At 46.0% G+C, this 12,724-nt stretch carries 11 protein-coding genes and 1 tRNA gene; 7 read left to right on the top strand and 5 right to left on the bottom strand.

From position 1 onward, the window contains the following. Nucleotides 1–8: 8 nt before the first annotated feature. Entirely contained in the window at nt 9–1,514 is a 1,506-nt protein-coding gene (locus tag FLM48_RS12660) for a methyl-accepting chemotaxis protein (protein ID WP_256870928.1), read from the top strand. Nucleotides 1,515–1,689: 175 nt separating this feature from the next. On the opposite strand, the gene FLM48_RS12655 is transcribed toward FLM48_RS12660, so the two are convergent. The 3 genes from FLM48_RS12655 to FLM48_RS12645 all read right to left on the bottom strand — a co-directional run bounded on the left by FLM48_RS12655 (nt 1,690) and on the right by FLM48_RS12645 (nt 4,067). After that, nucleotides 1,690–1,766 (bottom strand) — tRNA-Pro (locus FLM48_RS12655). 203 nt (nt 1,767–1,969) lie between these two features. Continuing rightward, nucleotides 1,970–3,748 carry a DUF3413 domain-containing protein gene (locus tag FLM48_RS12650; protein WP_179024873.1) on the bottom strand — a complete coding sequence of 593 codons (1,779 nt, stop codon included), beginning with the start codon at nt 3,746–3,748 and terminating at the stop codon, nt 1,970–1,972. A 103-nt stretch (nt 3,749–3,851) separates the two neighbouring features. Then, complete coding sequence (locus tag FLM48_RS12645) at nt 3,852–4,067, bottom strand: YejL family protein (protein WP_028772403.1); 216 nt, start codon at nt 4,065–4,067, stop codon at nt 3,852–3,854. Nucleotides 4,068–4,321: 254 nt separating this feature from the next. On the opposite strand from FLM48_RS12645, the gene yejK reads away from it, so the two are divergent. The 3 genes from yejK (at nt 4,322) to FLM48_RS12630 (ending at nt 7,572) form a co-directional block, all read left to right on the top strand. Next, entirely contained in the window at nt 4,322–5,353 is a 1,032-nt protein-coding gene (gene yejK, locus FLM48_RS12640; RefSeq protein ID WP_028772402.1) for a nucleoid-associated protein YejK, read from the top strand. Nucleotides 5,354–5,695: 342 nt separating this feature from the next. Further along, on the top strand, nt 5,696–6,577 hold the full coding sequence (locus FLM48_RS12635) for a 6-carboxytetrahydropterin synthase (protein ID WP_179024872.1): 882 nt from the start codon (nt 5,696–5,698) through the stop codon (nt 6,575–6,577). A gap of 179 nt (nt 6,578–6,756) precedes the next feature. Beyond that, nucleotides 6,757–7,572, top strand: coding sequence for a M23 family metallopeptidase (locus FLM48_RS12630; RefSeq protein WP_179026368.1), 816 nt, complete (start codon nt 6,757–6,759; stop codon nt 7,570–7,572). Between the two features lie 130 nt (nt 7,573–7,702). Here the strand turns inward: FLM48_RS12630 and FLM48_RS12625 are convergent, their stop codons facing one another. Next, nucleotides 7,703–9,079 carry a M17 family metallopeptidase gene (locus FLM48_RS12625; RefSeq protein WP_372846854.1) on the bottom strand — a complete coding sequence of 459 codons (1,377 nt, stop codon included), beginning with the start codon at nt 9,077–9,079 and terminating at the stop codon, nt 7,703–7,705. Between the two features lie 77 nt (nt 9,080–9,156). Beyond that, on the bottom strand, nt 9,157–9,588 hold the full coding sequence (locus tag FLM48_RS12620) for a hypothetical protein (protein ID WP_028772398.1): 432 nt from the start codon (nt 9,586–9,588) through the stop codon (nt 9,157–9,159). Between the two features lie 263 nt (nt 9,589–9,851). On the opposite strand from FLM48_RS12620, the gene FLM48_RS12615 reads away from it, so the two are divergent. The 3 genes from FLM48_RS12615 to prpC all read left to right on the top strand — a co-directional run bounded on the left by FLM48_RS12615 (nt 9,852) and on the right by prpC (nt 12,697). Continuing rightward, the gene (locus FLM48_RS12615) at nt 9,852–10,508 is read left to right on the top strand and encodes a GntR family transcriptional regulator (protein ID WP_028772397.1); all 657 of its coding nucleotides are present in this window, start codon (nt 9,852–9,854) and stop codon (nt 10,506–10,508) included. Nucleotides 10,509–10,538: 30 nt separating this feature from the next. Further along, nucleotides 10,539–11,417 carry a methylisocitrate lyase gene (prpB, locus tag FLM48_RS12610; protein WP_028772396.1) on the top strand — a complete coding sequence of 293 codons (879 nt, stop codon included), beginning with the start codon at nt 10,539–10,541 and terminating at the stop codon, nt 11,415–11,417. A 155-nt stretch (nt 11,418–11,572) separates the two neighbouring features. Further along, nucleotides 11,573–12,697, top strand: coding sequence for a 2-methylcitrate synthase (prpC, locus tag FLM48_RS12605; RefSeq protein ID WP_179024871.1), 1,125 nt, complete (start codon nt 11,573–11,575; stop codon nt 12,695–12,697). The last annotated feature ends 27 nt before the right edge of the window (nt 12,698–12,724 follow it).

The raw sequence follows: 12,724 nt of genomic DNA, 5'->3' as shown, positions 1-12,724 counted from the left end.
GAGCTGTAATGAGCCAAAATGCATCGGACAAGATTCAACTGCAAAATGACGCCTATATTTACAAAATTTTACTCGCTCAAGCGCCGATTTTGATCATCAGTGGCCTGCTAGGTGCAGGGATGTTGACCTTCACTGTTATTGCCGCCATTGCGTTAGTGGTACTGGTACAAATTGCCTACAGTGTGCTTAAAGGGACATCGCTTTTTGGTATTGTGGCCGCTGTGCTAATGATGACGGTATCAGCCCTGTTAGTGCAATCGCAAATGGGCATGATTGAGATGCATTTTCATATATTTGCCTCCATGGCTTTGTTTCTTATTTATCAGCGTTGGCAGCCACTGGTTGCAGCTCTGTTAACTGTAGCTATTCATCATGTGCTGTTTACTTATATTCAGTTATCATCTGGCAGTATGTTTGGCACGGCCATCATGATTTTTGCGGGGGAATGTTCTTGGAGTATTATGCTGATCCACGCGGTTTTTGCTGCTGCAGAAACGGCTATTTTAGTACGAATTGCCCACTTCATGCGTAAAAACTCATCGGCGAACTTACGTATTGCCAATGCCATTGAATCGATATCTGCTAATCGCGACTTAACTGTGCGCTTAGCCCCCGCAGACACAGAGGCCGAACAAGCATTTAACTTAATGCTGGAAGAGCTTAATCAACTGTTTACCGATTACAGTGAGATTGCCAAAAATATGTCTACAACGGCCAATGAGCTAATATCACTCAGCGAATTAACCCAGGAAGCCGTTCACAGTCAGCATAATCAAGCCCATGCGATTTCAGACACCACTCAGCAAGTGATCAACAATTTTCATCAAGTGACAGACAACAGTAAACAATCGGCAGAGCAGGCCAAAAGTGCCGCTGATGCGAGCACTCAAGATCGGCAGCGAGCTTTGACCATTATGCAAGACATGCAATTGCTGGAAACCAACACCAGTCAAGTGACAGAGTCACTCACAGAGTTGACCCATGATGTCTCTGCCATTACGACCTTATTGCAGGCAATACGCAGTATTTCAGAGCAAACTAATCTGTTAGCACTTAATGCTGCGATAGAAGCTGCAAGGGCGGGCGAAAGTGGCCGTGGGTTTGCGGTTGTGGCGGATGAAGTACGTACGCTGGCGCAGCGTACCAGTCAATCTACTGATGAGATAGAAACGGTATTATCGCGGCTTAATCAAAGTATGATAAAAACTGTGGAGTCGATGGATGAAGGTAAACAAAGAACGAGCGACAATGTAGAGCATACTAACAGCATCGCATCTGGACTGGGCGAGCGTGCTGAGCAAATCACACAAGTGGCGAATTTAAGCCGAGATGTCGCCGATGAAACCCTGCAACAGGGCGAACAACTCTCTAATATCGGCAATGAAATTGTTAGTAATGCGGAAACTGCCACCTTGCTGTCTGAGCAAATACAAAAATTAGCCCAAGGCGTGAACCAGATGCAATGTATTACCGACGAGTACCAAACCAAAGCCGCGTTTTATCATATAGGCTAGTGCTGAGTTTGAACTTTAAAGTACTGAGTTTTGCCAGCTGTGTTTTAGCTACTAGCGTTTACACGCAATCGTTGTGTGAACACCAATATCTCTCCCATATTAGGCTATGTATCTGATAAGTTAATAAATAACTGACACAAAAAAGCCAGCAATAAGCTGGCTTTTTTGAAGAATGTGGTCGGTATGAGAGGATTCGAACCTCCGACCCCTGACACCCCATGACAGTGCGCTACCGGGCTGCGCTACATACCGAATTTTTATCGCATCCATTTGGTTTTACATTGGGGTCCAAACAGATGAGGCAGCACTTTAGCAAGTCATTTACCGTTGCGCAAGTGCTTGTGGCTTGACAGTTAACTGACTGGCTAGTTTGTAATCGTCACGGGTTAAAAGCGCTTTGTTGAAGCAAATGTGTGATTCAGCAAAGCGTTAACGATATGACCAAAGCTGTCTGGCTAGTTATTGTATAACCGTCGCCCTTCACGCATCACCTGAATTAATTCTGGCGCGCCAATTTTCTTTTTCAGACGTTTATCGTAATCACGGTTATAAATACGATACTTACCATGACGGTCGATCACCGTAATTTCATTTTGTTGGTAGATGGCAAACTGGCGGTTGTTACCGACATAAGTCCAAGTCTCACTATTAGGGCTTAAGATACTACGTCCGGCACTGTACTCCCTTGCAGGGTTGGTGCAGTTCATCAACTGAGTCATGATAGCGGGCACGATGCCATAGTGGCTGGTGCGGTAGTTCACATCTTTTGCTTTGTCATAACCAGGCCAGTTAACGATTAGCGGCACTTGTACGTTTGCCGGTGAATAGTTTGAGCGTGATTCGGCATGATTACTACTAAACAGTTTGCCGTTGACTCCGGTGATGATCACTAGCGTATTTGCGGGCACATCCGCCAGCATGGCTTCAATTTGGCCGTCAATAAAGTTGAGTGACTGACGATACTGATTAAACAAGACTTTTTGAGCCGGACGTAATGGGCTGTTTGGACGCACAGTTTCAATGCCTAAAAAGCCCACCGGCGTGTCAAAGTTTTCTGGTGATTTTAAGTTCACCATTGCAAACCACGGTGCCGTTTGTTGATGTTGCCACTGGTTGAAATGTTGCACAGAGATGATGTCTGTCTCTGCCATGCTTTCGTTATCTTGGCTAATTTGGGCGCTGAAGTCGTTAAATATGGCAGCGGGGCGGGGATCAGTTTGTGGGCCAAATAGCGCTAGCTGGTATCCTTGCTGCTTGAGCTTTTGGGTAAAAATGGGCGAGGTATAATTTAAATCTTCGGCATTGATGTAACTGCCTTGCATGGCATATAGCAAGGAAAACATGCCACTGTCGAAGGTGTTGCCGCCACTTAAATGCTCATTAAAACGTTGGTTTTGTTGCCCATACTGATACAAAAACGGCATGGTTTGCGCATCGAGCATATCGGCTCTAAAACTCTCTACCGTGATAAACAGCATGTTCGGCTGCTCAGTCACGCTGCATTGAAGTGCGGCTTTAGGGTAGCTCAAAGTCGGTTGCGGCAGCACAGAGTTGTTGCTGGCAATGCGTTCAACGCCTTGGCTTTCCATAAAGGTCTTAGCCGTTGCTGGATAAGATAACGGATAGGTGTCGTCAAAGCGGGTGATTTCATGGACTTCTGCAGCATCAGCCCAAATGTGAATTAAATGACTGCTAACAAAACAGATCCCGATAAACGCGACGACTTTATTGCCGCAGTTGACCTTCTGTATTTTGTCTATGCGTTTCCAAAGAAAATTAGCCGCAGTGAGTTCAAGAATTAAAATACCAATCGGGGTGACGATATAAGACGTGCCTTGTAATAAGGCATTAAGATCTTCCCAAGCAATATCAAATACAAACGGACTTAAATGCAGTCCGTAGTCGTCATAAATGACGGTATCGTACAGTAAGATACACAAACTCAAGGTGGCGACGACGGCCGCGTACCCGCGTAGGATTTTAGAATAAGGTAGTAACAAGGTGACTGGAAATATCATCACCAAGTAAACGATAAAGGCCAGAAAGCTAAAGTGACCTATGGTGCTGAGGGTTAAATAACCCCAACCTAGCCATGTATCTGGTGTGCCTACGCTATCAAGAAATCGCACCCCGACAATCATTGCCAAAAAACCATTGAAAAGGGCGAACCAGTGCCCCCAACTCACTAAGCGTGATACTCGATCACGTCCTAACTCTTTTTTCCGCTCAATCATAGGGTTCCGCTAATCTTGATGTTTTTATGCGTATTAATGTCTACTGTACGCGAGTAATGCATAGCTGGCAAAGTAATCACCTAGGGTTTACTTTGCCAACCGATTAACTTTTTACCGACTGCGCCAGTGCTTTAGCAAATTGCTCGGCTACCGCTTGGCGCGCTTCAGCAGGGACTTTACGTTCTAGTAGGTCGGTGACGCAGTTACCTAATACCATCAAGCTTAAATCTGTTGGTGCATCATGTTTTGCTAAAACGGCTAGCAGTTCAGCAATGATGGTTTCGACTTGAGTGTTAGAATATTTTGATTGAATAGCCATAATTTTAAACAGTGTTCACTGGTAATACGAAATAACTGGCTATGATAGCGTATTTTAGGGGGCTATGCCGTATGTTTTTATCGGATATGGCTAGGATTATTAGCGAATAACCTAAGATAGATTTATCACTTATCTCTGGTATGATATCGGCCAAAGATTGAATCATCGATGACTTACGCTTGTCGATGGATATTACCCGAATTTGTTATTTTTTATTGGCTATATAATAGCCACAGTTATCGTAGTCGAGGCTTATGAGTATCAACGTTGAACAAGCAATTATTCATGCTATCTCTCAAGATGGTGAAGGACAACTAAGTTGCCGATTGCGTCCACAACCGCTGTTAAACAGCCAAGCGGTTGAGGCCATGCTCGATGAGTTGCACCAAACCTATACCACTAAAGCAGGTAAAGGCTTTGGTCACTTTGGTACCCATGGCGAAGACGGTGAAGCTAACCCTAAATTTAAGGAAGCACTGACTGAGTATCGCGCTGGTGAACTCGGTTTTGTTGAGTTTTCCAGTATTGCCGGTAAATTGCTGCAAGAAGAGCTGGCAAAATATGATTTCAGCCAAGGCGGGTTCCTGCTGCTGTCTTGCTACACCTATATGACCAGTGACTATCTGTTTGTGTCGCTACTTAACGCGAAGTCGTCCATGACCGTATTGGATGATATGGAGCTGTCACAAAACACCCACTTAGATTTGAATAACGTGCAACTTGCTGCGCGTATCGATTTAACTGAGTGGCAAGCCGATGAAGAGTCGAAAAAGTATATCTCTTTTGTACGTGGTCGTGCGGGCCGTAAAGTTGCCGATTTCTTTTTAGATTTTATGGGCTGCGTTGAAGGCGTTAACACTAAAGTTCAAAACAAGCAGTTGATGAACGCAGTAGAAGACTTTGTTGCCAGTAGTGAACTGACTAAAGACGAGCGTCAGCAAGCGCGGGAAAAAGTGTTCGACTATTGTACCGAGCGCTGTGAAGTCGGTGCTGATATTGAGCTAAAAGATCTCGCAGATGAGCTCGCTGATTCTGGCATGGACTCTTTTTATGATTTTGCCCAAGGCGGCGATTATGAATTAGAAGATGAGTTTCCTGGCGATAAGCCCACATTACGTCAGCTGAAAAAGTTCTCTGGCACTGGCGGTGGCGTAACCCTGAGTTTTGACGGTGCCCATTTAGGTGAGCGGGTCATTTATGACCCTATTTCAGATTCGATTTTGATTAAGGGCGTACCCGCCAATTTAAAAGATCAGTTAGACCGTCGCCTAAAGGGTGGCCAATAAGCCGAGCAGATGTTGTAGCGTAACAGCGGCATCGATGATTAAAGGCGCTCAAAAGAGCGCCTTTTTTAATTGGTATTGCTTAACAAGTATTCAGTCAGTAGCAGTTTGATAAGCGGTAACTTGGTGGGATTAACAGCATGATTGTGAATATCTTGCCTCAGCAGTTAATCTTTGGCATTTTCATAGGTATACTTTGGCTGTTATTTTGACCCTACTTCGGCACAGGGCGTTCATCATGTCAGCATCACAGCATGAAGGCTCGCGAAGTATCGACATAAAGCCCTTGGCATGTTGCTTGTGGGCGGTATTTAAGGTGGACTGTTTTTCTGCCTAGGAGAAAAGATGCAACTGTTTGTTAGAGATTTAACGGTAATAGATTTTTCTTACCTTTGTCCCATTCGTGGCATGGTAGGCGAAAGCTGGATTGTGGATGTGCTGCTTGATGGTGGCCTAGACGATCAGAATATGGTGTTGGACTTTTCTAAAGTTAAGCGCACCATTAAAGACACGATTGATGATGTTGCCGATCATCGTCTGCTCATTCCGACTGCTTGCGCTGAAGTGCGCTGGCAGCAACAGGGCGATCGTGTATGGATGGATTTTAATAGCCTTAAAGGCAGCATGCACTTAGCTTGTCCGTCACAAGCATTTGCGTTAATCCCAACTGAAATTATCGATTTCGATAGTGTGAATGCCTTTCTACAAAAGGCGTTAAAGGAAGTGTTACCCGATAATGTAGAAGGTATCGCGTTGACCTTACGCAACGAGATCCACGATGCGCCGTTTTATCATTACTCCCATGGCCTGAAAAAGCATAACGGCAATTGTCAACGCATAGCCCACGGCCATCGTAGTCCGATTAACATTTTTGAAAACGGTATTTCGGCGCCCAAGTTAGATGAATACTGGGCTAAACGTTGGCAAGACATTTACTTAGGTACTGCAGAGGATGTGGTCGCGGTTGATGAGCTTACTTTGTCACCCCAAAGCACAGCCAATGACGATAGCCACTATGGTTTCCGCTATAGCGCACCTCAAGGTGACTTTCAGCTAGCAATGCCTAAGAAGCGCTGTGAAATCATTCCCCTTGACACCACAGTAGAACTACTGGCCGATTTTATTGCCACTAGCTTGGTTGAAATGGCCCCAGAGCATGAATATAAAGTGATTGCCTATGAGGGTATTGGCAAAGGTGCGATAGCGGTTAAAGGGGCGCAAGCATAACTGCGCTTAGTTGTTCGCGATGGGCTAAGCGCCCATCGTCAGCTTCGCCAAATGATGATGTAAGTGATGATGTGTTAGCCGTTTGATTTCTCTTGTTTTGTAACCTGTTATTTATAGTCGCTAAAAAGAAGGACACCGCTTTGCGCTTATCAATTTCGTCACAAAAAATAACTCAGCGAATGGGTCAGGCACTGCTTGCAGGCCTATTGGGGGTAGTCAGTACAGCCAGTGTTGCCCAAGTGCAACTGCATGGCAAAATGGAGCAGGGCGCGTTAATTCGCGGGGAAACTCTGCCTGGCACTCAAATCCGTTTAAACGATACCGATATTGATGTGAGCCCAGAAGGTAAATTTGTATTTGGTTTCGAACGTCAAGCGCCTTTGTCGCAACAACTGACCTTAGTGTATCCCGATGGGCTTACTCAGATTAAGCCGCTAACGCTCACTGAGAAAGAGTATAAAATTGATCGGGTCAATGGCATTGCTAAAAAAATCATGAAGCCTGATCCTAAAGCCCAAGCCCGCTCAGCGAAAGACAGCAAACAAGTTAAAGCCGCACGCAATACCTTTTCAGATCAAAACGCATTTAGTCAGGACTTTATTTGGCCTTTAACTGGGCGAATATCTGGCGTGTATGGCAGCCAACGCGTGTACAATGGCAAACCGGGTAACCCGCACTATGGCGTTGATGTTGCTGCCAAAACGGGGACCGTCGTGGTCGCACCGCAAGATGGGGTGATTACCTTAGCGGTAGCAGATATGTTTTACTCTGGTGGGACTATTATTCTCGACCACGGCTATGGCGTCAGTTCAAGCTTTTTGCATTTGAGTAAGCTATACGTTGAGCCAGGTCAGCAGATCAAACAAGGCGAGCCAATTGCGGAAGTGGGCGCTACTGGTCGCGCGACCGGGCCGCACCTCGATTGGCGCATTAACTGGTATCAGATGCGACTTGATCCCGTTACCATAGTGCCAGATATGGCGTCTGTTCGTTAAACATGGGTCTTTAATAGGCAGGTGTTTGCGCTGAAATCGCTAAAAAGCAATTTGTCGTGATAAAAAACGCAGGCCATGGCCTGCGTTTTTTGTTGTGCGTCTATTGTTGTGCGTCTGAGCTTGTTAGATATTACTTGGCATAGCGGTTTTGCAAGTAGTCAAATACCGCTCGAATGCCGAAAGCTTCGCCGCCAACTGGACGCCCTGGTAATTTGCGATTATTCCACGCCATCACATCAAAGTGGCTCCAGCTAATATCGCTATCGACAAAGGCTTCTAAATACAATGCCGCAGTGATTGCGCCGCCAAAGGGCGTTTTACCACAGTTGGCAATATCGGCTATGTCACTGCCAGTGAGTTCAAGGTACGGCTTATGTAAAGGCATACGCCACACAGGATCTTGTACATTCAAGCCTGATGCGGTAATGCCTGCAGCGACCTCATCATCGTTGCTGAAAAAGCCCGGTAACTCGGTGCCTAACGCGATACGCATTGCACCGGTTAATGTGGCGAAGTCAATCATCAGCTCAGGCTTATCATTGTTGGCTTCCGCTAGGGCATCACATAATACTAAACGGCCTTCAGCGTCAGTGTTGTCAATTTCAACGGTGAGTCCTTTACGGGTCTTAATCACATCGCCTGGGCGGAACGCGTTAGCGGATACGGCGTTTTCAACCGCAGGTACCAGTACGCGTAAACGGATAGGTAAGTTTGATGCCATAATTTGATGGGCTAGGCCAATCACATGGGCCGCGCCGCCCATGTCCTTTTTCATTAAACGCATGCCTGCACCCGGTTTGAGATCCAGTCCACCAGAATCGAAACACACCCCTTTACCCACCAAGGTGACTTTAGGCGCATTTTCATCACCCCAAGTCAGATCAATTAGTCGTGGCTGGTTAGCACTGGCTCGGCCCACCATATGAATGGTTGGGTAGTTTTGCTCTAGCAGTTCATCGCCGACTATTTGGCTGATTTGTGCGCCAAATTCTGCAGCGAGTGCAGTCATGGTGTCGCCTAAATGTTGCGGCATCATATCGGCGGCAGGGGTGTTAACTAAGTCGCGCACTATAGTGACAGACCGTACCAGCTTGTGACATTCGCTGACCAATGCCGAATCATTAATAATCAGACTCGGGTAGGTTTTGTTGTTTGGCTTGTAACGGTCAAACTGATATGCACCTAGCCCCCAGCTAAACGCCGCCATTTTTAACTGTTCTTTATCGCCTTGCAGAAGGTACTCACCGGCTGGCAATTGGTTGACTAGCTCACCGCATAACCAATAAGACTGAGTGTCGTTGCTAACTAAAATCACTTGGCTGATTGCACCGTCTGCGCTAGGGATAACGCTGTGGCCCTGGCCGCTAAATCGAGTGTTCGTTAGCCAATTTTTTACTTGCTCAGGCTGCTCGGCAAGCCAAGTGTCATATTGATCACTTGCCATTATTAGCAACGGGATCCCTTCGCTGCCTTGCATAATCAGATTGGTTATTTTAGAGCTGGTCATTGCGCGCTTCACTTATAGGTAATACAAAAGTTAACGGCTAGATTAGCAGGGGAATTGGTAGGGGGTAAAGCCAGTGACTATTTAGTGATGTCTTTTTCGCCACTGGACAGTCCAGCACGCTTAATCTTTTGCTTGTGACGATTGAGTTGTGCTTTCCGTTGCGCCAAATTATTAAATGAACTGGGCAAAATATCGACTTTGACGAGTTTGCCGAGTTTGACGACCACAGGAATGGTAATGGGCGCGAAAGGCAGTACCGCAAACACACCTAAACCAAGCCCTTTCACTAAGTCTGCTAACTGCTTATTGGCCAAAGACAGTTCTTCTTTACTGGCTTGATTGCGGGTATAGCGCTTATAAGTCACCAACATATCTTTGGTTTCTTGTTTCTCCTGCGATAACGCATCTTTAAGCACTAACATGTCTCGTTTTAGGCGTAGCCAAAAACGACGCTGGCTAATACGAAGCACGCGCACAGGGGCTTTATGAAGGTGACGGTAGATTTTCATTGCGCGGATTGTGCCATAGCTTGGCACGAACACCTATCTTTTGATCCCCCCATGGCGCGTGTTATGCGACTAATGTCTATGATTGGTTAAGTTGTGTACAATTTTTATGCAAGTGTGCATTGCACGGGCGTTAGCAAGCACTTAAGCAGCGACTAAAACAGTAAAAGACTAACTTTGTCGACAATATGCGGGTTTTTGGCTTGACGTTAACGTCATATTTACCTACATTGTCGACAATTAGTTAATTTTGTGAGCCAGATCAAATGAGCTTCTTTTCTGAGCAGCCGGTTACAGCGGCCGATAAAACCTTCATTCAACTTAGGCAAGATATCGTTGAAGGAGAGATTGCTGCAGGCACTAAACTCAGTGAAGCTGAATTGTCGACAAAGTATCAAGTTAGCCGTGCCGTTATCCGCGAAGCCATTAATCGATTAGAGTCTTGCCGTATCGTTGAGCGCAAAGCCAATGTGGGTGCACGGGTGGCATCGTTAACCACTGAAGGACTGATAGAGCTATACCAAGTCAGAGAAGCCTTAGAAGGCATGGCGGCGCGCTTGGCGGCAAAAAACATGTCAGATTCCGAAATCGCCGATCTTAATGCACTGCTCAACCACCATTTTGATAAAGTCAGAAGCGGTGAGTCTTATTATCAAGAAGCGGGTGATGTAGATTTTCACTATCGCATCATTATCGGAAGTAAAAACAAACATCTTATCAATATGTTAACTAATGGCATTTATCATCTTGTACGTATGTACCGAGTGCAATTGGGGATGGCGGGGCCACGTGTCACCACCGCCTTTGATGAGCATCGACACATTGTGCAAGCCATCAGTAATCGCGATGAAGAATTAGCCGAGATGCTAATGCGTCGCCATATTCTTTATTCAAAAAATAATATCGAAAAAAAATTAGCCTAAATCCTTACCAAATCATAAGAGAGCAACACTATGAGCGCAGGAAAGAAGTTTCGCCAAGCACTAGCTGATAACCAACCTTTACAAATCGTCGGTACGATTAATGCCTATTCGGCCATGATGGCCAAGCAGATAGGTCATCAAGCCATTTACCTATCAGGTGGTGGTGTTGCAAATGCCTCTTATGGATTGCCCGACTTAGGTATGACTTCGCTCAATGATGTGATTGTGGATGTGCAGCGGATCACCGCGGCTTGTGATTTGCCATTAATGGTTGATATCGACACCGGTTGGGGCGGGGCATTTAACATTGCTAAAACCATTCGTGATATGGAAAAGGCCGGCGCAGCAGCGGTACATATGGAAGATCAGGTAGCGCAAAAGCGTTGTGGTCATCGTCCCAACAAAGAGATTGTTTCTTGCGAAGAGATGGTTGATCGCATTAAAGCAGCGGTTGATGCCCGCACCGATCCAGACTTTTTCATTATGGCGCGTACCGACTCCTTTGCACAGGAAGGTTTAGAGGCGGCAATTGAGCGTGCTAAAGCGTACGTTGCAGCGGGTGCTGATGGCATTTTTGCTGAAGCGGTGAAAACTGAAGCCCATTACCGCGCCTTTAGCGAAGCCTTAGATGTACCGATTTTGGCCAATATTACTGAGTTTGGTCAAACCGAACTGTGGAACAAGCAGCAACTGGGTGAGTGGGGATGCGCGATGGTGTTGTATCCATTAAGTGCCTTTAGAGCCATGAATAAAGCTGCCGAGCTAGTCTATAGCACTATTTTGGCCGATGGAGACCAAAAAGCGGTCACCGATAAAATGCAAACTCGTATGGAGCTATACGATTACCTGGGTTACCACGACTATGAGCAGAAGCTCGATGCTTTGTTCAGCGAAGGTAAGAATAAATAAATCATTAGCGAAACAAACAAGCCCTACTGCGGTGTAGTTAACTCCTATGCCGCGTAAATAAATGCAACACAGCAACAAAATAAGATGACCCAAGCAGGCGGATGTGATGGATAGCACCGCAGTTTAGTGGTTACAAATAGATTGAGGAGAGCGTCATGGTTGATAAAAAATTAGGTGGAGCAGGTCTACGTGGTCAAAGTGCTGGTGAAACAGCCTTGTGTACGGTTGGAAAATCAGGCAGCGGATTAACTTATTGTGGTTACGATGTGTCTGATTTAGCAGACAATGCTACTTTTGAAGAGGTGGCCTACTTGCTGTTCAATGGGGAACTGCCAACTGAAGACCAACTCGCCACGTATAAAGCGCAGTTAAAGGATATGCGAGATTTACCACAAGCACTGAAAGAAGTGTTACAGCGCATTCCTCAAGATGCACACCCTATGGATGTGATGCGTACTGGTTGTTCTTTCTTAGGCAACCTAGAGCCTGAAAACGATTTTTCAGAGCAAAATCAAGCTGCCAACCGCTTGCTAGCCGCATTTCCCGCCATCATGTGCTACTGGTATAAGTACTCACACGAAGGGATTGAAATTGACTGTGTGAGCGATGAAGACTCACTAGGTGGGCATTTCTTACGTTTGCTAAATGGTACGACTCCTTCAGAGCAGCATCGCCGCGTGATGGATGTGTCATTGATCCTCTATGCTGAGCATGAGTTTAATGCCTCGACGTTCACCGCCCGTGTGTGTGCCTCAACGTTATCTGACATGTTCTCATGTATTACCGGTGCTATTGGTACGTTGCGTGGACCATTACATGGCGGCGCTAACGAAGCGGCTATGGATATGATTCAAAAATTCACTTCACCGGCCGATGCCAAAGAGCAAATGGCGGGAATGTTAGCCCGTAAAGAAAAAATCATGGGCTTTGGTCATGCGATTTACCGTACCTCAGATCCCCGTAATGTGATCATCAAAGCCTGGTCTGAGAAGTTGGCGCAGGAGCATGGTGATACCAGTCTGTACGATATTTCTGTGGCTTGTGAAGAGTTTATGTGGGATACCAAAAAGCTATTTTGTAATGCCGACTTTTTCCATGCCTCGGCTTACCATTTCATGGGTATTCCAACCAAATTATTTACGCCAATTTTCGTCTGTTCACGTTTGACGGGTTGGGCTGCGCACGTCATGGAGCAGCGTAGCAATAACCGTATTATCCGCCCAAGTGCTGATTACACGGGGAGCGAGCCGCGTAAAGTCACGCCGATTGCTACACGCTAACCCTGCTTTTCGATGCCATAGCCGCGC

Source organism: Shewanella sp. Scap07 (assembly GCF_013394145.1).
Lineage (GTDB): Bacteria > Pseudomonadota > Gammaproteobacteria > Enterobacterales > Shewanellaceae > Shewanella > Shewanella waksmanii.
Note: the sequence above shows the minus strand (reverse complement) of the source record. Positions and strands in the feature narration are given on the sequence as shown.

Bases quoted from the DNA above. Each gene is read 5' to 3' on its own strand.
- FLM48_RS12620 (WP_028772398.1), bottom strand. From the start codon at position 9,588: ATGAAAATCTACCGTCACCTTCATAAAGCCCCTGTGCGCGTGCTTCGT.
- FLM48_RS12625 (WP_372846854.1), bottom strand. From the start codon at position 9,079: ATGACCAGCTCTAAAATAACCAATCTGATTATGCAAGGCAGCGAAGGG.
- yejK (WP_028772402.1), top strand. From the start codon at position 4,322: ATGAGTATCAACGTTGAACAAGCAATTATTCATGCTATCTCTCAAGAT.
- FLM48_RS12635 (WP_179024872.1), top strand. From the start codon at position 5,696: ATGCAACTGTTTGTTAGAGATTTAACGGTAATAGATTTTTCTTACCTT.
- prpB (WP_028772396.1), top strand. From the start codon at position 10,539: ATGAGCGCAGGAAAGAAGTTTCGCCAAGCACTAGCTGATAACCAACCT.
- FLM48_RS12615 (WP_028772397.1), top strand. From the start codon at position 9,852: ATGAGCTTCTTTTCTGAGCAGCCGGTTACAGCGGCCGATAAAACCTTC.
- prpC (WP_179024871.1), top strand. From the start codon at position 11,573: ATGGTTGATAAAAAATTAGGTGGAGCAGGTCTACGTGGTCAAAGTGCT.
- FLM48_RS12630 (WP_179026368.1), top strand. From the start codon at position 6,757: ATGGGTCAGGCACTGCTTGCAGGCCTATTGGGGGTAGTCAGTACAGCC.
- FLM48_RS12650 (WP_179024873.1), bottom strand. From the start codon at position 3,748: ATGATTGAGCGGAAAAAAGAGTTAGGACGTGATCGAGTATCACGCTTA.
- FLM48_RS12660 (WP_256870928.1), top strand. From the start codon at position 9: ATGAGCCAAAATGCATCGGACAAGATTCAACTGCAAAATGACGCCTAT.
- FLM48_RS12645 (WP_028772403.1), bottom strand. From the start codon at position 4,067: ATGGCTATTCAATCAAAATATTCTAACACTCAAGTCGAAACCATCATT.